Genomic DNA, 21927 nt, shown 5'->3' on the forward strand with positions numbered 1-21927 from the left:
AAAAGAGAACAGAAACGGACTGAGGTGACGCTAATTGTGGATTCAACGCCTTCCAACATTTTAGCGCCTGAGGCACCTTAAATACGCTAATTCCTGCACTCTCTGCAACATTTCAGCGCGAGGCACCTTGAATACGCTAATTCCTGCACTCTCTGCAACATTTCAGCGCCCGAGGCACCTTGAATACGCTAATTCCTGCACTCTCTGCAACATTTCAGCGCCTGGGGTACCTTGAATACGCTAATTCCTGCACTCTCTGCAACATTTCAGCGCCTGAGGTACCTTGAATACGCTAATTCCTGCACTCTCTGCAACATTTCAGCGCCTGAGGTACCTTGAATACGCTAATTCCTGCACTCTCTGCAACATTTCAGCGCCTGGGGTACCTTAAATACGCTAATTCCTAAAAATAGATATTGAAACGTTTCCAATTTGATGTTATAATAGCGCTATCATAAAGAGAAGCTGTGGAGGATCATCATCATGTCCAGTATAAAGGATGTTGCCAGTTTAGCGGGGGTTGCGGTGGGTACGGTCTCCAGGGTGATAAATAACACGGGGGCGGTAAAACCTGTCACTCGTGACAAGGTTAAAGCGGCGATAGAAGCCCTGAACTATGTACCGAATGAAGTAGCACGCAATTTCAAAATGCAAAGGTCCAAAATGATAGCCCTGCTCCTTCCGAGCATTTGGCATCCGTTCTTCTCCGAGCTGGCTTATTATATCGAAGATGAGCTCGACCTTGAAGGCTTCAAGTTGATGCTCTGCAACAGCGGCGGCAAGCCCGAGAAGGAACTGTATTATTTTGATATGCTGAAGCAGAACAAGGTCGCCGGCGTTATCGGAATCACTTATAACGATATTGAGAACAGTGTGAGCACCGATATACCGATCATCAGCATCGATCGGCATTTTAACAAGAAGATTACTTGTGTGACCTCGGACAACTTCGAAGGCGGACGGGTAGCGCTCAGAGAGCTGGTAAAAGCCGGAGCGAAGAAGCCTGCATTTCTGGGGACCGTTACTTCCGTTTACAGCGAGACGATGCTTAGAAGAGAGGGCTTTGTGCATGAAGCGAAGGCGCTCGGTGTTCCTTTTGTCGTTTATGAAGAGCCGGATCCGATCCGCGATGAAGAACAATACTATAACACTTTTCTTCAAAGGCATAAGGATATTGACGGTGTATTCGCCATCACGGACATGACTGCGGCCACATATATAGAGAAAGCCAAGCAGGCCGGGATTCGCGTGCCTGAAGATGTGAAGGTGATAGGATACGACGGGATACAGGACCATCCCCTTTTCCATCCCATATTGTCCACGATAAGGCAGCCTGTGGAGGAAATGGCCAGAGCGGCTGTAAGACTGCTGCTGAAGAAGGTGGAAGGAGAAACATTGGACCTGGAGGTATACAGAATACCGGTTACATACAGAGAAGGAGAGACCACTTAATTTTTTTTCGACTAAGTTGGAAACGTTTCAATTCCGCCGAAATTTAATCAGCCGGAGATGCGCAGTATGTAAACGTGCAAGTCAAATAACACGAAGCGGGTACCGGAAGCCTGCGGGTAACCATGAGATACCGGGAGGGGAGTCAAACGTGAGAAGTCTAAAAGCAATCCGAAGCAATTGGGAGTTATATCTGCTGCTGCTGTTGCCTGTTGCATACTTTATTATTTTTCGTTACATCCCGATGTACGGGGTGCAAATCGCTTTTAAGGATTTTTCGCCGCGTCAAGGAATTTGGGGGAGTTCATGGGTGGGGTTTGAACATTTCAGGAGTTTTTTCGAGTCCTATAATTTCTGGCCGATTATCAAAAACACGGTGTTTCTGAGTCTGCTAAACCTGGTGATCTCCTTTCCCGTTCCGATCATTATCGCTATTCTGCTGAACCAGTTGGCCCGGGAAAAGCTCAAGCGGTTTGTCCAGACTGTTATCTATGCTCCTTATTTCATATCGACTGTGGTGCTTGCCGGCATGATTCTGGTGTTCCTTTCGCCGAACAGCGGGCTGGTCAATCATTTGATAAGAGCTTTCGGCGGAGAACCGGTTCTGTTTATGTCCGAGGCAGGCTGGTTCCGCCCGATCTATATCCTGAGTACAGTTTGGCAGGAAACCGGATTTGCCACCATTATTTACTTGGCCGCTTTGGCGGGTATCGATCCGCATTTGCACGAGGCCGCCGTCATGGACGGAGCGAACAAATGGCAAAGAATCCGCCACATTGATCTCACCGGCATCTTGCCGACGATTACCGTGCTGTTCATTCTGGCTGTAGGCAATTTGATGAACGTGGGCTTCGAGAAGGCATTTTTGCTCCAGACCGACTTGAACGTGGATACATCCGAAATTATATCGACTTATGTATACAAAATCGGAATTCAGCGCGCCCAGTACAGTTTCTCAGCGGCCATCGGCCTGTTTAACGCAGCCATCAATCTGGTGCTTCTTGTCATTGTAAATCGTGCGGCCAAAAAAATAAGCGGCAACGGGTTGTTCTAGAAGGGGGGGAATAGAAACATGTTTACGGCAAAACGCAAACTGAAAGGCGACATTGTTTTTGATGTGGTGAACTTTATTGTCCTTGGCGGATTTACACTATTAATCTTGTACCCCCTGTATTTCGTCGTGATTGCTTCCTTCAGCGATCCCAACCAAATTTACGCCGGGAACGTATGGCTCTGGCCTAAAGATATTACTTTTGAGGGATACCAACGGATTTTTAGCGACAGCGCCATTTGGCTCGGCTACAGAAACTCCCTGTTATATGCGGGGATGGCGGCTGTAATCAGCTCGGCGCTGACAATCATGGCGGCTTATCCCCTGTCCCGTAAAGATCTTTACGGAAGAAACGCGATTATGATGATATTTGTCATCACCCTCTTTTTTAACGGAGGCATTATTCCTACTTACTTGCTTGTTAAACAGCTTCATATGATCGATACCGTTTGGGCGGTTGTGCTCCCCAGTGCGGTGGATGCCTTTGCCATCATTATTGCCAGAACGTTCTTCCAGTCCTTGCCGGATGAGCTGAGGGAAGCGGCGGCAATTGATGGCTGCACGAATATGAGGTACGTCTGGAGTATCGTCATCCCGCTTTCCAAACCGATTATCGCCGTGCTGGTTCTCCTGGCCGTAGTTCGCCAATGGAACGGATTTTTCGATGCTCTGATCTACGTGAACGATGCCGAGCTCTATCCTCTTCAGCTTATCCTGAGGAATATTTTGATTCAAAACCAGCCATCCGGGGATATGCTGTCCGATATCGCAACCTTGGTTGCCCAGCAGAAAGTGACGGAACTGATCAAGTTCGGAGTCATCATCGTGGCTGCTCTCCCGCTGCTTATTCTGTATCCGTTTCTGCAGCGCTATTTTGTCAAAGGGGTAATGATCGGCTCGGTTAAGGGCTGATCCAGAAGCCAAGCCGCACCGAAGACACATTTAAGGAGGTGATATCCGGCAAGAGCCCGCAGTAAGTAGTCCGTTCGACCAACATTTATAAATCATTTGGGGAGGTTCAATTCATAATGAAAAGAAAAATGTCCATTCTCCTTGCAACGTTGATGTCCGCTTCGGTCATGATGACTGCATGCAGCAGCAATGATGCCAAAGACACCAGCACCAACAACTCCAACACGCCGCCGGCTGCATCCAGTGAAACCGATACAAACGCGACGAACGACAGCGCCGGCGGTTTTCCGCTTAAAGAGACATTGACATTGAAAGCGGTTGCGAAACGCCCATCGCTTGCGCCGAGCGATTTCAACGATTTCGAGCTGGTGAAGAGACTGGAGTCCCAAACCAACGTTCATGTGGAATGGGATACCATCGTCGATACGGACTATGACCAGAAGAAAAACCTGCTGCTCGCCAGCGGGGACTTGCCGGACATGTTCTACGGAGCAGGCTTTACGGACTCCGAACTGCTGAATTACGGAAAAGACGGAACCATTATCCCCTTGAATGATCTTATTGAAAAGAACATGCCGAATTTGAAAGCGCTTTTCGAAAAGCGTCCTGATATTAAGGCGCTCGTCACCGCTCCGGATGGCAACATCTACTCTCTTCCTGTAGGCGAGGAACTGGGAACCGGGCAGGAGGAAATCGGCGCCAATCCGGACTTCCTGTATATTAACTCTGACTGGCTGAAGAACGTGGGTATGGAAATGCCGACAACGCTTGAGGAGTATCACAATGTTCTCAAAGCCTTCAAAGAGAAAGACCCGAATAAAAACGGCAAAAAAGATGAAATTCCGCTCTCGTTTATTAACGCCTACTGGACTGGCGACATCGGTTATTTGTTCGGCGCATTCGGCGAACCGGACAAAACCTATCAGCCCGGCAACAACACCTTCTCCGAGCATTTGAATGTCAAAGACGGCAAAGTTTACTACGCAGCCCTGCAGCCTGGTTATAAGGATGCGATCAACTACTTCTCCAAGTGGTTTGAGGAGGGCCTTGTCGATATAGAATCCTTTACCCATAAAGATACGCAGTATCTGGCAAAAGGAAAAACGGAGGATGAAACACTGGGTTCATTCCTGTGGTGGGACCGTACGGACGTTGTGGGCGGGGAGAGAGACAAACATTATCCTATCGTTCCTCCGTTCAAGGATATGGTTGTCAAATGGAACAACGGCTCGGCGATTGGCCGAAGCGGCACCGTCATTACGGAAGAGAATAAGAATCCGGACATTACCGCGCAGTGGCTGGATCAGCTGTATGAACCTGTAATGGCTGCGGAAGTTCATTGGGGGCCGATTGGCACCTGGTTTGAGAAGGACGCAAACGGCTTGCTTGTCCAGAAGAAGGATATTGAGAATCCGGGCGAATTCCGGCGGACAGTGGCTTTGGGTGGAGCGGGTGTCATCACGGGCGAAGATTTTGAAAAGGTGGTCGCTCCCGAGCCTCGCGCCAAGCAGCGCATGGACGACATCAAGAATATCTTCGTGCCGCAGATGGAGAAAGAGCATTATCCGCTTATCTTCTTCACGGACGAAGAGCTGCAGACGATCGATCGGATTAAACCCGAGATTCAGACCTATACGAACAAAATGCGTGCTGGGTGGTTGATGAACGGGGGCGTGGATCAGGAATGGGATAAATACACCGCCGATCTGAAAAAAATGGGCATTGAAGACCTGATGAAGGTTTACCAGGACGGATACGACCGCTACATGGCTGCTCAAAAGTAAGAACCGCACAAAGTTGCCTGTTTGGGATATAAAAAAAGCAAGCCGGATCGTTTGGCGCTCCGGCTTGCCCCTAATGATGACAACCGGAGAATGGAGAGAAATAAAATGAATCATACAATCGCTTACTGGGCATTTGACGAAGGGCATGGAAATAGAACAAAAGACTCCATATCCGGTTTGACGGATACGATAGAATTCGCATTGAGCAAGGGGAGATTTCAGGCGCCGCAGCATCCGGTCTGGATTGACGGGATCAAGGGCAAGGCCTTATCCTTCGACGGCTACTCGACCTTTATCCGGCGCCGCGCTTCCCAAATCACCCAGCCCTCTGAAGCTTTGACCCTCTCGGCCTGGATCGCCCCGCGCACTTATGATTATGGAGCGAAGAACAGGTTGTCCGCCATTGTGAACCAGCATAACCGCGAAGCCGGGCAAGGGTATGTGTTTGGTATGTTTAAACACGGAGCATGGTCGCTGCAGCTTGGAGCAGGTGGAAAATGGCTGGAGGTATGGTCCCGCGAGCCGATTCCTTTGCGTCAGTGGTCTTTCGTTACCGCAGTTTACGATGGACGCGAAGGGCGGTTATCGCTTTATCTGAACGGAAAAAAAACGGCTGAAACCCTTACGAATCTGCCCTCGAACATAACGCCTGCAGATAGCGATTTATTGGTCGGGCGAAACAATAACGGCGTAATCCTGGCCGAATCCTTTACCATGAACAACTATGACGGATGGATGGACGAACTCATCATTTATGACAAGGCGTTGCCGGAGGAGGACATTCTGCGGAGGTATGAAGATGATCTTGGCGCTCATGGCGGGGTTGTTCCGTCCATAAACCCGGAGGATATGGAGATTCCGCGCAAGTTTTTCACCGCTGACAGGCACAGACCGCAGTTTCATATGAACCCGCCGGGACATTGGATGAATGAGCCTCATGCTCCGTTCTATTTTAACGGGCAGTATCATTTGTTCTATCAGCAGAATCCGAACGGTCCATTTTATCATTATATTCATTGGGGCCATGCCGTCAGCGAGGATTTGGTGCACTGGCGTGATCTGCCGACCGCGCTGAGCCCGGAACCCGGACTTGATCCTGACGGGATATGGTCGGGCAGCGCTGCTTTTGATTCGGAAGGACTGCCGGTGCTTTTTTATACAACCGGGAACAATGAGGAATTCCCCAATCAATCGATAGGCATGGCCCGGAGCACGTTCCCTGAAGACGGAGACAACGATTTAAAGAAATGGGTGAAGCATCCCGAGCCTATTCTGAGACAGAAAAAAGACGCAGGCCTGCATGGAGAATTCCGTGATCCATTTGTATGGGAAGAGGCCGGAACCTATTATATGCTTGTCGGTTCCGGCGCCGGCGAGGAAGGCGAAGGCGGAACCGCTCTTGTGTACAGCTCCCCGGATATGTTGGATTGGGAATATCGCGGACCGTTATATAGGAGTGATTACAGCAAGTATCCTTATCTCGGCGTCGCCTGGGAGCTTCCCGTTCTGCTCCCGCTCAAGAAGGAAGATGGAGCCGATTCAGGGAAGCATGTACTCCTGATCAGCCCGTGGGGCGAAGGAGCGACGGTAGAGGTCAACTACTGGATAGGCGATTGGAATCCGCAGGAGTGCCGCTTCCGGCCGGATAACGAAGAGCCCGGGCTTATTGATGTCGGCGATTTTCATTTCACGGGGCCCAGCGGAATGGTTGATCCGCGGACCGGACGCGCACTTGTCTTTACTATTGCGCAAGGCGAGCGGACACCGGAAATTGACTACGATTGCGGTTGGGCGCACGGGGCGGGGATGCCGGTTTCGCTATTTCTGCGCGGGGATGGACAGCTTGGCGTTGAACCGGTTGAAGAAACCGCACTTCTCAGGGGAAGGCATCTATTATCGGTAAACGGAAGCAGCCTGGAAGATATCAACCGGCAGTTGGACGGGATTAAAGGAGATTTGCTGGAAATCATCCTGGCCTTTGATTCCGCCGGGGCCGATCAGGTTGGCCTGTCTCTTCGCCGTTCGCCCGATGGAGCGGAAGAAACGGTCATCCTGTTTAACCGTCCGGAGCAGCGGCTGCTGGTCAACCGGACCAAGACGACGCTGGACATGAGAGAACGTACCCGGGGAATTCAAGGCGGCAGTCTTCCAATCGGGCAGGAAGAGCTGAAGCTGCATATTTTCATAGACCGGTCTCTGATCGAATGTTATGCCAACGGATTGAAGAGTCTGACCACCCGGGCTTATCCCTCGCGGGAAGATGCACTGGGGTTGCTGCTTCTGGCGAGCGGCCCCGCCGGACTCATCCGTATGGACATTTGGGAGATGAACCCTGCCTATCAATGACAGTGATTAGAGGAGATGTTGAAGTGTTGAAGACAACGACAACGTATGACGAGCGGTTTCGTCCGCAATATCATTATACGCCGGAGGCCAACTGGTTGAATGACCCCAATGGCATGGTTTGGTTTGAAGGGGAATATCATTTGTTTTACCAGTATCATCCCCATAGTACCGTATGGGGGCCCATGCATTGGGGACACGCGGTAAGCAAGGATCTGGTTCATTGGGAACAGCTTCCCATCGCACTTTGGCCCGATCATAACGGGGCTGTATTCTCGGGCAGCGCTGTTGTGGACTGGCAGGATACGACGGGGTTTTTCGGCGGGTCCGCCGGCCTTGTTGCGATGTTCACTCATGCAGATCTGCATCCGGAAACTGGAGAACCGCGGCAGCGGCAAAGTCTTGCCTACAGCAACGATAAAGGAAGAACCTGGGTTACCTATGCAGGCAATCCCGTACTGGAGGATGAACGCTATACCGATTACCGGGATCCCAAAGTGTTCCGGGATGAAAAAAGGAGCCGTTGGGGCATGGTGCTGGCGGCGGCGGACCGCGTTCTGTTCTATCACTCCACAAATTTGATTCATTGGACGTACGGTGGTGAGTTCGGAGCCGCAGAGGGTTCGCATGACGGCGTTTGGGAGTGTCCGGATTTGTTTGAGCTTCCGGTTGACGGAGGCCAAAGTGAATCCAAGTGGGTGCTCATTGTCAGTATTGGGGCCAATGATGCACTGGCTGAGGGTTCCCGGACCCAGTACTTCATTGGTGACTATGACGGCGTCTCATTTGTAAACGACAACCCTCAGGACACCGTGCTTTGGCTCGATCACGGCCGGGACAATTATGCCGGAGTCAGCTGGTCGGATATCCCGGAGCATGACGGGCGCAGGCTGTTCATCGGCTGGATGAACAACTGGAAATACGCCAACCTGGTGCCGGCCGGCAGTTGGAGAGGCGCAATGACTTTGCCGAGAACGCTTGAGCTGGGGACCTGCGAAGACGGAGTCCGGCTTCGCCAATCGCCTGTAGAAGAGCTTAAGGCATTAAGAACGCCCCTGTTTCAGCTTGAAAATTCAGTCGTGGAGGCCAGTGATGGTAATATCCTTAAGGATATCAAGGGAAATACACTGGAGATAGAGGCGGAAGTCAGAACAAGCGGTGCGGAGGAATTTGGATTTCGGGTTCATGGCTCAGGGCATCGGGGAATCATTATCGGTTATCATTCAGACAGCGAATTTTTGTTTATAGACCGCACGAATGCCGGAGAGACAGGCTTCCACCCTGAGTTTTCCTGCAGGCACGGCGATGATCTCCAGCCTTCAAACGGAACGGTCAAGCTGCGGATATTCGTGGACCGCTCTTCGGTTGAAGTATTCGCGAACGACGGCTGTCTTGCCTTGACGGATCAAGTCTTTCCGGACCCCGCTCATCAGGAGCTGGAGTTATATGTTCGGGGAGGCAGCATTGAAGTCCTGTCTATGAACATATACGGCTTACGCTCCATCTGGTAAGGCTGAACTGCATTTGATTGAAATATCCTTTCTTGGCAAGTTTAGCGTAGCTGCTAAAATCCCATAGAAAGGATATTTTTTTGTAAAATTATTTTATTGAAGCAAAGAGTTTTAATATAATTCCGGTTTATTGTACTCGATTTCTGTAATCTCACACTGGAACCAGTTGAAATCCCCGGTTTTCTCTTTCCAAATGATATCCGACTTTGAGGGAATGCGTATTCCGTTAAACTCTTTGAACTCTTTATTGACTCCTCCCCAGTCGCTTAATTGATATTTTCCGTTTACTTCCTTGTATCTTTTGGCGGTAAAGCTGATCAGATCGCCTGTCTCATTGAAAGTGAACACCCCGGAGGCTTTTACCCCTTTGTAGCTCATGACAGCCCGTGCGGAGTTCCCAATAATAGGCTCCCATTTGATGTAAGGATTTAAGGCCGCAGTCGGAAACCAGGGCAGCTCGGCCAGATACCGCAGCAGTGTGCTTAAATTCATTTCAGGGCCGCTCGCATCGACAACCGGAAATAAGGAGAACAGCTTAATGCTCATCTTCCCCTTGCCTTCCTGGTAGTTATCCAAGCCGGATAAATGGAGAAAAGGGGCCATTTGGACATCGGCTTTCCATACAAATCCCGGTTCATCCGCTCTAAAATATTGTTCGGCCTGGGCCGGCATCCAGGGTCCTCCTTCTTGGGTTCGCATTACCCCTTGTTGTTTCAGCCGCACGGATGTGATTTTTTCTTTTCCGATGATATGACAGTTCTCCAGCCATTTCTGAACGGGAAGCGGCAGACCCGCCAGGTCTTCTTCGCGGATGATCCCGGTATTTCTTATTGGGCTGGTTTTAAACAGCCGCTTCACTTGCTTCTTTGCTTTTCGGTTAAACACCAGATTGGCAATCGTTAGTGCAATGCAAAACACGACAACAAGAACTAGGAGAACCACTAACACAATGAATAGCCATTTAGACATACACATGATCCTTTCTTACTTGCACTGTGGTGCGATGACATCTATTTTAGTATATCCGGGGTTTTGTTTAGTTGAACCGACATGACTTCAATCAGGTATTTGGAGTGATCTTGCGGTAGCTGTTGGTCATCAGGTGGTTGGCACCGGGGGGTGTATTTTTGAACGTTGTTTATATTTTTATCGATGTTCAAAATTAATTTACTACGTTAATAGTTAATTGTCAATTTTCTTTTGTAGGCGTTCTCTCAGGGATTTTCCAATAAAAGAACGCCTTTTGTGTAAGACCAAACCCGTCTCCTTCGCTTGCAAAGGCAAAACTCGACATTATCTTTTACAAACGCTATCTCTTTGGATTAGCTCGGTAGCAAGCATGATATGATGAATGGCTTGTTGTGTCTCCAACAGATCAATGAGGATCTGAGCGGCATGGTAACCCAACTCGTATTTATGCTGATGAATTGTGGTCAACGCTGGTGTGCAATAGGCTGTCAGGTCTATATTATCGAAGCCTATGATGGAGATATCCTCAGGTACCAACTTCCCTGATTCCTTAACGCTCTGTAATGCCCCTAAAGCCATTAAATCACTAGCGCAAAAAAAGGCAGTGACATCAGGGCGGGAGGACAGTATTTTGAAGGCAGCTTCTTTTCCGCCATGTTCGGAAAATAATCCGTCAACAACGAGTGATTCGTCGAATGGTATGCCGTAATTCTCTAGCGCCTGACGATAGCCCTCCAGCCGCAGAAGACTTACATCCGCTTGGGTATGGCCATTAATCATGGCAATATGACGGTGTCCTGACTCCAGCAGATGGGTTACTGCGGTTAGGGCACCATTCGTATTGTCCGATGTAACGTAACCGACATTAGGTCCCTGAAGTGTAATATCGATGAGGACGCAAGGAATATCAGAGGAGACAATCTCCGTTAAATAGGGATCATCCAGCCGGATCCCCATAATAATGACACCATCTACACCTCGTTCCTGGCATAAAGTTTTATATGATTTCACTCTCTGTTTCTGCGGGGTCGTGCTGAACAATACCAGGTCATAATCCAGTTCTCCCGAACGGTCATTGATACCGCATAGCACTTCATACGCAATATTGTCTTTAGAGCTGTCCCTTGTAACGTTGGAGAGAAGAAGACCAAGTGTCTTGGTCTTCTTCGAAATGAGCGATCTGGCAGCCATGTTGGGACTGTAGCCCAACTGGTCTGCAATGTTTCTGATTTTGAGCCGAGTGTCCTCGTTTACGTCGCTATATCCATTCAAGGCACGGGAAACCGTCGTAACGGATACGCCGGCCGCTTTGGCAATATCTTTAATGGTAATCATATGGATACCTCCGGAATAGTATGATACAGGTGATATTTGATAGTCCCAAAATTTTATAATTCAGACTTGTAAATGCTTTCATTATGAACTATAATTCGATTATAACTGATCCGAAACGTTTTGGAAAGATTCCCGTATTCATAGTTATTTTTTTTGAGAAATTTCCGAAACGTTTCGGATTTAATGAAAAGAAATGAGGGGGAAATTTTGGATTATCGAGTCATCAAAGAAAACGATCTGTTCCTTATGACGGATAAGAACGGGGACATTGTGGGAAATGATGTTTCCGGTCAGGGTCTCTATACGAGAGATACCCGGTTCCTCAGCAGGATGGAGATCCGAATCAACGATCAGAAGCCTATCTTATTATCCTCCGCCGCCGACGAGAATTATATCTCTACCATTCGTCTTACCAATCCACATATGGAGGAGAACGGTGAGCTGATTTTGTGGCGTGAGTCCGTAGAAGTTGAACGCACGCGTTTTATCTATGAAGGTGCGTTATATGAAACCTTCAAGCTAACAAGCTACTACCCCAAAACCATTCGCTTCGATTTCTCTGTGCTGCTAGATGCGGACTTTGCTGACATGTTCGTCGTTCGCGGCTTTCAGCATGGGGAGTTGGGAAGGAAGACGGCCGAGCGGAGGAGTTCAGGCGAGAGGGTGATTGGCTATCTCGGGGCAGACGGCGTGCGGCGTGAGACAAAGGTGAAGTGGAATACGAAAGAAAGCCGAATAAGTGAGACAGGAGAGCTGCATTTCGACGTGGAACTGAATTCTCAGGGAAGTATTGAAATCGCTTTCTTTATCGCTCCGATTACGGATGGAAACGAGCCGCTTCAACATGAGCCTAAGGATGCGATGAACAAACTTAGAGCCTCTTATGCCGGTTGGAATGCTTCATCAACTTCGATCTCCAGCGATTTGCCGCTTTTCAACAACCTGTATCATCGAAGTGTTCAGGATTTGCGGGTGCTGCTTACCGATCTTGGGTACGGCCCATTTCCGGTAGCAGGCTTGCCTTGGTACTCCGTTCCCTTTGGGCGCGACAGCATCATTGCAGCCCTGCAGATGTTATCCTTGAATCCTCAAATTGCAAAAGGAACCTTGCTGACAATGGCTGCTTATCAGGGCCAGAAGGAGGATGTGTGGCGTGACGAGCAGCCGGGCAAGGTTATGCATGAAATTCGGTACGGTGAATTAGCCGGTACAAATCAGGTTCCATTTACGCCATATTACGGCACGATCGATGCGACACCGCTATTTCTGATGCTTGCCGCCGAGTATTATCACTGGACGGGAGATGCCGATTTTATAAGCTCGTTAATGCCGCAGCTCACAGCAGCGCTGACGTGGATTAAGGAATATGGCGATGATGACGACGATTCCTTTGTGGAGTATTGTCAGAAGTCCTCCAAAGGCATTGCAAACCAGGGGTGGAAAGATTCCGCGGATTCGGTTATTCACCGCAACGGTGACTACGCGGAAGCTCCGATCGCACTGGTTGAGGTTCAGGGCTATGTGTATCAGGCACTAACCCGGCTTGCACCCATATTCAGGTACTTGGGCCGCGATGAGCAGGCGGACGTTATGGAGAAAGACGCGTCCCTGCTTCGAGCCCGTTTCGAGCGCGACTTCTGGATGGAGGATGAGCAGTTTTACGCGATTGCCTTGGATAAGGATAAAAAGCGGGTGGATTCCGTCACTTCAAATGCAGGACATATTCTAATGTCCGGAATCGCTTCGCCGGAGCGGGCAAGGGCTGTAGCCGCACGATTGGTAGCTCACGATCTCTTTGGGGGTTACGGGATTCGGACCATGAGTACGGCTGCCGCAGGCTATAACCCGATGAGCTATCACGACGGAAGTGTATGGCCGCACGATAACTCCCTATGCCTGCTTGGCCTTAGTCAATCCGGTTTCACAGAGGAGGCGATCACGGTCATGCAAGGATTATTGAAGGCTGCCGGCAAATTCGAATATTACAGGCTGCCTGAATTGTTTTGCGGGTACGATGATTTACTTGGCGCTCCTGTTCCATATCCGGTTGCCTGCTCACCACAGGCATGGGCGGCCGGGACACCACTGACATTCGTGCAAGTGCTGCTTGGTCTTCGGCCTGATGCTCTATCCCGCCAAATCAGGATCAAGCTATCTCTTCTGGAAGAGATGAATGAGCTTACGGTGGAGCAGCTTCAGATTGGCAGCGGTACTCTCAGCCTGCGTGTCACTCGCGTTAACAATGGGCCACAGGTGGAGATATTATCTAATCAGACCGGGTATGAGCTGCTGATTTTATAGGATTCTAGCAATTTTAATATAAGGTTTACATTACAAAGGAGGTTATATCGATGATGAGAAAATCAGGTCTTGTTATTCTGTCTTTGATGTTGGCTGTCGTTCTTATGTTAACCGCATGCAGCAGTAATAACGGGAACACCAACGCAGGGGCTGTGGAAACAAACCAGGGCACAGAAAAAGAACCGGCAAAAAAGTCAGCTGATGAGGAGGTTACCGTTACGCTTGCAGGCTGGGGATCAACCCCGGAAGAGCAGGAATTGCTTAACCAGACGCTGAAGGAGTTCGAAGCCAAAAATCCGAATATTAAGGTTAATTACGAAGTCATTGCCGATCAATATATGGATGTTATTAAGACAAGACTTATTGGCGGAGATGGCCCTGACGTCTTTTACCTGGATGCATTCGAGGCTCCCGGACTGATTGAGCGCAATGTATTGGAGCCGCTGGACAGTTATGTGACACCGGAATTTGACGTTGCGGACTTTGAACAGCCAATGGTCGATGCCTTTAAGAAAGAAGGCGCAACCTACGGATTCCCCAAGGATTTCTCTACCCTTGCCATGTTCTACAACAAGAAGGATTTTGCCGAGGCGGGAATTACAACTCCTCCGACAACATGGGATGAGCTAAAGGCCGACGCGATTAAGCTGACCCAAAAAGAGGGTGACAAAATCACTCGTTATGGCTTCGGCGTTGCGCCTGAGCTTGCACGTCAGATGTTCATGATTCAAGCGTTCGGAGGCAAAGTTTCAGATGAAGAAGGCAAGGCGACTTTTGCATCCGCAAATGCACTCCAAGGACTGCAGCTTGTTGTAGACATGCATAACGTGGACAAATCATCCGGCGAGCCGAAGGAAGTAGGTGCTGGATGGGGCGGAGAGATGTTCGGTCAGGGCAAAGCTTCGATCGTATTCGAAGGCAACTGGGCGATTCCTTTCCTGGAAATCAACTACAAGGATCTTGATTACGGCACCGCTGAGCTTCCGACTGTAAACGGTACTAAAGCTACAATGGCCTTCACAGTTGCTTATGTAATGAATAAGGAATCGAAGAAGAAAGAAGCGGCTTGGCAGTTAATCTCTTACTTGACAGGCAAGGAAGGAATGAAGACGTGGACCAGCAAAGGTTTCGCACTTCCTACGCGGAAGTCGGTCGCACAGGAACTGGGTTACGACAAGGATGAACTGCGCGGCGCGATTGTAGCGGGTGCTTCTTATGCGACGCCATGGCAAGCCGGTCCCACCCTGCCTACCATTATGAATAATTTCAATAACCAATTTGTAGATGCATTTATGGGCAACTCCAAACTTGAGGATGCAATGAAGAAAGCGGAGGATGTCGCTAATAAGGAAATCGAAGCAGCGAAGTAAGCGGATTGCGGGGTGGGATAGTCATATGTCCCATCCCTTCATTCTTTCATTATGATACGAAAGGAAAAGTGAAGCATGACCCAAGTCTCATCATTTCGAAAGAAGCTGAAAAATAATGTGACCGCCTATCTGTTCCTGCTTCCAACCCTTCTGGTGCTGGGTACTTTTTTGTTCTTGCCTGTTGTTTATTCACTTTATTTATCAGGGCATAAGGTCGACCTGCTTGGTGAAGTCAGTTATAAATGGGTCGGATTTGATAATTTTGCCCGTATGGCCAGTGACGAAAGAGCCTGGATCGCGTTAAAGAATACGGCATCCTTCGCGCTGTTCGTTGTGCCGCTGCAAACGGCGTTTGCGCTTTTGCTTGCCGTTATTTTGAATGCCAAGCTGAAATATAAAAATTTCTTTCGAATCGTATTCTTTATGCCGACCGTAACCTCTTCGGCTGTATTGTCGCTTATTTTTATGTGGATATACAATTCAAACGGTCTTTTAAACCGGGTGCTGGAATTCGTGGGTTTGCATGGTTACAACTGGCTTGGAGATCCTGCGGTCGCCCTCAAGGGGATCATGCTTATGAATATATGGTCTACCGCTCCATTCTTTATGGTTGTCTACCTGGCTGCGCTGCAAGATATCCCTGACGCGCTATATGAATCTGCGATGCTGGATGGGGCAGGAGCCTGGAGGCGGTTCATTTCCATTACAGTCCCGATGATTAAGCCCGCCACCTTCTTCACCGTCGTTATGGGAATCATCGGGACCTTTCAGCTATTCGATCAATCGTATATTTTTTCGGCAGGCTCGGGTGGTCCGAATAACTCCACCTTGACGGTGGCGCTGCTTATTTATCAATACGCTTTCAAAAATCTCGACTTCGGCTACGCATCCGCGCTGGCTGTCATGCTGGCTGCGGTCATAATGCTCGTAACGTTGATTCAGCGCAAGCTGTTCGCCGAAGAGAAGCTGAACTAGGAGGATGATTAGGTGGTATTTAAACATTCCAAATGGGGAAAGGTGATTCTTTACGTTCTGTTGTTCGGATACGGTTGTATAACAGTTACACCCTTCCTATGGGCCTTGTCCTCTTCATTTAAGCCGTTAAGCGAGATCGTGTCTGGGGGCATCAACTTTATTCCGAAACAGTTCACCTTTCAAAACTATTATGATATCTTCGTTAAAGAACCGCTGTTCCTCAGGTGGATGTTTAACAGCGCATTTATTGCGGTAGTTTCGACGCTTTGCAATACCTTGTTCAACTCCATGGCAGGCTATGCGCTTGCCCGTATTGATTTTACCGGAAACAAGGTGATGTTCTTCCTAATCTTGGCGGTACAGATGATCCCGGGCCAGTTAACCATCGTGCCAGCGTATCTGATCATGAAACAACTGGATTTGTTGAACACCTATGCTGCATTGACCCTGCCGATGATGGTGAATGCGACATTTATTTTTATGATGCGGCAGTTCTTCCTGAGCTTTCCGAAAGAGCTGGAGGAGGCCTCCGAGATGGACGGCCTCAATAAGTTCGGGACCTTCTTCCGTATTGCTCTGCCGTTGGCCTTACCGGCATTAGCGGCCCAGACGATCTTCGTATTCATGGGAGCATGGAACGAATTCCTGAAGCCACTCATGTTCATGTCTGACAAGTCGATGTTCACGCTGACGCTAGGGCTCAATACCTTCAAGGGGCAATACATCAGCCATTGGAATTATATTATGGCTGCGTCCATGGTGTTCACGCTCCCGGCACTGCTGATCTATGCGTTCTTCAACCGCTTCTTTATTAAGGGAATTACGTTCACCGGCAGTAAATAACAGGAAAATAAGAGAACGGAATAACTCGCAGTAGTTAAGAGTCGAAACGACTAAGCTTAGACTATATAATCTGGTTTAGAAAAACATTGAAATAAAGCCTTAGATAAGTTGAACTAAAGAATACCGGCTCAAAACCAAAATCAGCGGTTGACCGATCGTGAATCAAGCGACTAAGGGTTCGGAGCGGTCCTCCGATCGCTGTTATAGGCGAAACTATCGTATCTCCAGAATCCCGTAGGGTCCTCCGCTGTGTTGCGCGTTATTAAATAACGGGAATTTCTCCCTCTAATGTGAGTGTTCGCCTCATTATGGCCGGATTAGTGGTATAAATTCCCTTTAATTCTCTAAAAAACGGTTTATTGCCTGAATTAAAGGGAGTTTTTCCTGCTAATGCTCATACGCCAAGGCAAGGCCAGTAAACCAAAGAGCAAAGCTTGAGATGGACCTGAAGGGTTACGCTGAACCGAGCAGAGAGGACGGAACGATTGCCGAAAAGCGGCAGCGGTCGCATGGGTCTCCGGATTTCAACCGCGGACAGCGGTACACATCAAGAAATCTGGAGATGGGCAGCGGCCGGAAGTCCAACATTCATTGTAGTTAGCGGGTAAATCCATTTTAGAAAATTCATAAGTTCAACTTATATAGGCTATAAGCTGCATCCGGTATTCTGCCGATGACAGCTTATTTAGCTTTTTTTGCGTTATAGGCTGCTCAAATCCTTTCTCATAGCTCTCGACAACTCTAGTAGTGATGCGCTTAACTAGAAATATTCATATAACGGAATTATTTTTCAAAAATATCTTGAATAATAGCGCTTACATACATATAATTAACTTAAGCGGTTAACCAAGTATGATCAGATACATAGCTAAATGATTTTTCAAGAAGAGGTGCAGTGATGAAGCGGACAACAATCAAGGATGTGGCGGAGAGAGCCGGAGTTTCCACCGCCGCAGTTTCCTACGTACTGAACGGCCGGGAGGGTAAGGTCTCTGAAGATACATTGCTCAAAATTCAGGATGCGGTTGCAGCCTTGAATTATATCCCGGACTATTCGGCGAGAAGCTTGGCGAGCAATCGCTCCAATCTGATCGGAGTTGTTATTCCGCAGACTGAGGATCAGAAGAGACTACTGCTGGAGAATCCTTTTTACAGTGACTTGATCTGCGGAATTGAGTCGGAGGTGCGTCAGCGCGGATATCACATCCTCATGTCCGGCGTAGATAAAGGCCAAAGCTATCTGGACCTGACCATGCAGCGCAATTTGGATGGGGCGGTCATTATGGGGATTTACCAGGAAAGCTTTTATGAAGAATTGAAAAAGGTGGATATTCCGATTGTGCTGATCGACAGCTACATAAATGATGATTCTTTCAAAAAAATCAGGATCGACGATGAGTTGGGCGGTTATCTGGCTACGAAGCATCTGATTGACAACGGTCACACCAATATTGGTCTGGTGACGGGGATGATCCGTAAAGACGGTGTTGTGGAGAAACGGTACCTCGGCTATAAAAAAGCCCTTCAGGAGGCGAATTTATTTTACGATCATGATCTTGTCCTGGAAGGTCAGGTCAGTTATGAATTCGGCTTGGAAGCCGGAGGTTTGATCGCAAGTGAACACAAGAATATGACCGCTGTATTTGTTACGGGGGACATGATGGCCTTTGGGGTCATTAACGGTCTGCGACAGGCAGGATTGCAAGTACCCGCTGATATCTCGGTGATCGGCTTTGATGATATTTCCTTATCGAATATTTTCTATCCAAGACTGACAACGGTGCATCAGGATATTAAGGCTCGTGGTATTGATGCAGCCAAACATCTGATGGATGTGCTCGTGGGTAAAAAGGATTTGGATCATAGCGTGACTTTGCAGCCGATTTCAATCGTGGAGCGGGAAACGGTGAGAAAATTAAACTGATCCGAAAGGAGTCATCACATGGTTGGTCAGAACAAATGGTTGAAGCGTACAGCAATCGTTGTGTTTTTACTTCCCAGTCTATTAGGCCTGCTGCTGTTTCAGCTCATTCCTATGATTACATCGGGCGTTATCAGCTTCACCGACTGGAATATGCTCTCCTCACCCAAGTTTGTGGGTTTTGCTAATTTTGCAAAGGTGTTCACGGATGAGAAATCATACACCTCGTTATTGAATGTATTCAAGTTTATTGCCGGTTATTTGCCGCTGGTGCTTATCCTGGGCACTTTTCTCGCCGTATTGCTGAACCGCAGAATGAGGGGGGTCAAATTCTACAGGGCCATGATCTTTATCCCTGTGATTACCTCCTGGATTGCCGTCTCCATTGTATGGCGGTGGTTCTTGAACGGTCAGAGCGGACTCATTAATTATTTCCTGTCGCTGGTAGGCATTGACGGCCCGATCTGGCTGCAGGATTTCCACTGGGCACTGCCGGCTGTAATCGGAGTTACGGTGTGGAAGGATGTCGGCTTTATTGCGGTGATTCTATTGGCGGGGCTGCAGGAAATTTCGGATGATTACTATGAAGCCGCCCAGATGGATGGGGCCAGCTCGCTGACGCAGCTTTTCCGGATTACACTGCCGCTGCTCACTCCCGCGTTATTCTTTGTCATGACGATTTCGCTCATAAATTCGTTCCAGTTATTCGATCAGGTCATTATTATGACGGGCGGCGGACCGGCCGGAAGTACGAGCACGATTGTGGAACAGGTCTATAAGAACGCTTTCATGAATAATAAAATGGGCTTCGCCTCTGCACAATCCTGGGTGCTGTTCGCTATTATTTTTGTGGTTACGGTAGTTCAGAACCAATTGCAAAAAAGGTGGGTTGTATATGATAAGTAACTCTAACTTGCGCAAAAACATTACAACTCATTTCTTCTTAACCGTGGCTTCCATTATTCTTGTATTCCCGTTTATCTGGATGGTCAGCGGGGCTTTCAAAGATAGCCTGGAGGTTGTCCAAATGCCGCCGCAGTGGATTCCATCTCATTTTGACTTTGCAAATTTCACGGAGATTCAGAAGTATTTCCCGATCTTCAAGTCGTTATGGAACAGCGTAATCGTATCCGTTATTTCAACGGGTCTGCAATTACTGGTTTGTTCCATGGCAGCCTTCGTGTTCGCCAAGATCGAATTCAAAGGAAGGGAAGCCTTGTTCTTCTTGTTCCTGATCACTTTGATGGTGCCGATGCAGGTAACGATGACCCCGCTGTTTATTATTTTTCAAAAGCTGCATTTGGCAAATACGATGGCGGGCCTGATTCTCCCGGGAATCTTCAGTGCGTATGGCACTTTCCTGCTAAGACAGCATATGATCGGCATTCCAAACTCATTGTTGGAGGCGGCCTATATTGACGGTGCATCCTACTTCCAGGTGTTCCGGAAGGTAATTCTGCCACTGAGTAAGCCGGTACTGGCTACCTTATTGATTTTCTCATTCATGAGTTCATGGAATAACTTCTTATGGCCCCTGATTATTACGAGTGATACCGATCTGATGACCTTGCCGCTGGGTCTTAGCAGGCTGCAAGGACGCTGGGCCACAGAATGGAACGTGTTAATGGCTGGCAACGTGATTTCGTTTATTCCGATATTCATTGTTTATCTTTTCGCCCAAAAGCATTTTATAAAGGGCATTACAATGAGTGGAATAAAATAGATGGAAATGCAGGGCACAAGAATTTTAAAGGAGAGATGCGAAGTGGTCAAAAAGGGTCTGGCATGTCTTGTATTGCTCAGTCTGATGGTAATGACAGCAGCTTGTAATTCTTCGCCGAAACAGGAATCAGGGAGTGTCAACAAAAGTACAGAAACGGTCAAAGCCAGTCCGGAAACGACAACAACGATCAAGTTCATGCAGTACACCGCAAGCGGGGCGCAAGAAGAAACCTTGAAGGGTATGATCCAGAAGTTTGAAGATCAGAATCCGAACATCAAGATCGACCTGGAAATCGTAGATTATGCGAACTACACAACTAAGCTGAATACGACGATTGCTTCCGGTACGGCTCCTGATGTATTCGAAGTGGGCTATGAGAATTTTATGATCTATGCCTCGCAAAATGTGCTGAAGGATCTGTCGGATACCATTGCCAGCGACAAGGATTTCAATGCCGATCAATACAAGAAGCTTGCTTATGACGCATTCAAATATAACGGCAAGCAGATGGGGATCGTGGAGAGCTTCTCGGACGTGGTGCTCTTCTATAACAAGGATCTGTTTGATCAGAAACAGGTAGCTTATCCGCAGGATTCCTGGACCTGGAAGGATGAGCTCGCAGCAGCACAGAAATTGACCGATGCGAAAATGGGGATCTGGGGGACTTATTCACCAATCCAGTTCTATGAGTTCTACAAAACTATCGCCCAAAACGGCGGCGGGATCTTTGATGCCGATGGTAAGCCGACTGTGAATAGCCCGGCTAACGTGGAAGCCCTGCAGTGGATGATCGATAAAGCCTCCAAATATAAGGTATCCCCGCCGCTGAACGACGATACGTTCTCTCAGCCGGATGCGGATGTAAACGCGTTCAAGGCCGGACAAATCGCGATGTACCGCACGGGTATCTGGAATATGGCACGTTTTGCGGATGCCGGCTTCAAGTGGGATATTGCTTTGGAACCGGGAAATACACAGAAGGCGCATCACTTTTTTGCGGATGGGTTAGTCGTGTCGGCGAACACCAAGGTTACGGATGCGGCGTGGAAGTTCCTGAAGTTTATGTCTTCAGATCCTTATGTTGTGAATACCCGAATCGAGAAAAACTGGAGTATTCCGGCGATATCCGATGAGAAGATGCTGGATACGTATTTCAAGCAGACGCCACCTGAATCGAAAAAGAAAATTATCGAAGCACTGGATTCCCTGGTTCTTCCTCCTGTCGGTCCGAAGCCTGAAAAGTGGGGTGAGCTTTCGACAGCAGTAGGTGAAGAACTGGATAAAGCAAGACTCGGCTCTTCAGATGTTCCAACGGCTCTGGGCAATGCACAGAAAAAGTTGGAAGCCATTATGAAAGAGTAGTACGAAGGTTTGGATGATCCGGTTAAAGAATAAGGGGTCGTCGTTTAGGGACGATCCCTTATTTTTCTTGCAGCTTTG

At 48.4% G+C, this 21927-nt stretch carries 17 protein-coding genes; 15 read left to right on the forward strand and 2 right to left on the reverse strand.

The features are described 5' to 3' along the window. The first annotated feature begins 483 nt into the window (after positions 1-483). From PaeBR_RS03315 to PaeBR_RS03340, 6 genes are all read left to right on the forward strand, one after another. A complete protein-coding gene (locus PaeBR_RS03315) occupies positions 484-1452 on the forward strand; it encodes a LacI family DNA-binding transcriptional regulator (protein WP_410513494.1) in 969 nt (322 codons plus the stop codon). 148 nt (positions 1453-1600) lie between these two features. Next, on the forward strand, positions 1601-2503 hold the full coding sequence (locus tag PaeBR_RS03320; protein ID WP_410513495.1) for an ABC transporter permease: 903 nt from the start codon (positions 1601-1603) through the stop codon (positions 2501-2503). An 18-nt stretch (positions 2504-2521) separates the two neighbouring features. Further along, positions 2522-3412 (forward strand): carbohydrate ABC transporter permease, encoded by an 891-nt coding sequence (locus PaeBR_RS03325; protein ID WP_410513496.1) that lies wholly within the window; start codon positions 2522-2524, stop codon positions 3410-3412. A 116-nt stretch (positions 3413-3528) separates the two neighbouring features. Further along, positions 3529-5196, forward strand: a complete 1668-nt coding sequence (locus tag PaeBR_RS03330; protein ID WP_410513497.1) for an extracellular solute-binding protein — start codon at positions 3529-3531, stop codon at positions 5194-5196. Between the two features lie 21 nt (positions 5197-5217). Then, positions 5218-7542, forward strand: a complete 2325-nt coding sequence (locus PaeBR_RS03335; protein WP_410513498.1) for a GH32 C-terminal domain-containing protein — start codon at positions 5218-5220, stop codon at positions 7540-7542. A gap of 23 nt (positions 7543-7565) precedes the next feature. Continuing rightward, positions 7566-9050: a glycoside hydrolase family 32 protein gene (locus tag PaeBR_RS03340; protein WP_410513499.1), complete on the forward strand. Its 1485-nt coding sequence runs from the start codon at positions 7566-7568 to the stop codon at positions 9048-9050. A gap of 111 nt (positions 9051-9161) precedes the next feature. On the opposite strand, the gene PaeBR_RS03345 is transcribed toward PaeBR_RS03340, so the two are convergent. Both PaeBR_RS03345 and PaeBR_RS03350 read right to left on the reverse strand, forming a co-directional pair. After that, positions 9162-10019 carry a DUF6544 family protein gene (locus PaeBR_RS03345; protein ID WP_410513500.1) on the reverse strand — a complete coding sequence of 286 codons (858 nt, stop codon included), beginning with the start codon at positions 10017-10019 and terminating at the stop codon, positions 9162-9164. A gap of 324 nt (positions 10020-10343) precedes the next feature. Beyond that, a complete protein-coding gene (locus tag PaeBR_RS03350) occupies positions 10344-11354 on the reverse strand; it encodes a LacI family DNA-binding transcriptional regulator (protein ID WP_410513501.1) in 1011 nt (336 codons plus the stop codon). Positions 11355-11561: 207 nt separating this feature from the next. Between PaeBR_RS03350 and PaeBR_RS03355 the strand changes: the two genes are divergently transcribed. The 9 genes from PaeBR_RS03355 (at position 11562) to PaeBR_RS03395 (ending at position 21849) form a co-directional block, all read left to right on the forward strand. Continuing rightward, complete coding sequence (locus tag PaeBR_RS03355; protein ID WP_410515061.1) at positions 11562-13655, forward strand: glycogen debranching N-terminal domain-containing protein; 2094 nt, start codon at positions 11562-11564, stop codon at positions 13653-13655. Positions 13656-13759: 104 nt separating this feature from the next. Then, positions 13760-15025 carry an ABC transporter substrate-binding protein gene (locus PaeBR_RS03360; protein WP_410515062.1) on the forward strand — a complete coding sequence of 422 codons (1266 nt, stop codon included), beginning with the start codon at positions 13760-13762 and terminating at the stop codon, positions 15023-15025. 75 nt (positions 15026-15100) lie between these two features. Beyond that, complete coding sequence (locus tag PaeBR_RS03365; RefSeq protein ID WP_410513502.1) at positions 15101-16000, forward strand: carbohydrate ABC transporter permease; 900 nt, start codon at positions 15101-15103, stop codon at positions 15998-16000. A 12-nt stretch (positions 16001-16012) separates the two neighbouring features. After that, on the forward strand, positions 16013-16843 hold the full coding sequence (locus PaeBR_RS03370) for a carbohydrate ABC transporter permease (RefSeq protein ID WP_410513503.1): 831 nt from the start codon (positions 16013-16015) through the stop codon (positions 16841-16843). Between the two features lie 439 nt (positions 16844-17282). Then, positions 17283-17444 (forward strand): hypothetical protein, encoded by a 162-nt coding sequence (locus PaeBR_RS03375; RefSeq protein WP_410513504.1) that lies wholly within the window; start codon positions 17283-17285, stop codon positions 17442-17444. Positions 17445-17741: 297 nt separating this feature from the next. Then, positions 17742-18767, forward strand: coding sequence for a LacI family DNA-binding transcriptional regulator (locus PaeBR_RS03380; RefSeq protein ID WP_410513505.1), 1026 nt, complete (start codon positions 17742-17744; stop codon positions 18765-18767). A gap of 18 nt (positions 18768-18785) precedes the next feature. Further along, positions 18786-19670 (forward strand): carbohydrate ABC transporter permease, encoded by an 885-nt coding sequence (locus PaeBR_RS03385; protein WP_410513506.1) that lies wholly within the window; start codon positions 18786-18788, stop codon positions 19668-19670. After that, on the forward strand, positions 19660-20487 hold the full coding sequence (locus tag PaeBR_RS03390; RefSeq protein ID WP_410513507.1) for a carbohydrate ABC transporter permease: 828 nt from the start codon (positions 19660-19662) through the stop codon (positions 20485-20487). Before PaeBR_RS03385 ends, PaeBR_RS03390 begins: the two co-directional genes overlap by 11 nt. A gap of 6 nt (positions 20488-20493) precedes the next feature. Continuing rightward, the gene (locus PaeBR_RS03395) at positions 20494-21849 is read left to right on the forward strand and encodes an ABC transporter substrate-binding protein (RefSeq protein ID WP_410513508.1); all 1356 of its coding nucleotides are present in this window, start codon (positions 20494-20496) and stop codon (positions 21847-21849) included. Positions 21850-21927 lie beyond the last annotated feature (78 nt).

This window comes from Paenibacillus sp. BR2-3, assembly GCF_046529485.1.
GTDB lineage: Bacteria > Bacillota > Bacilli > Paenibacillales > Paenibacillaceae > Paenibacillus_AQ.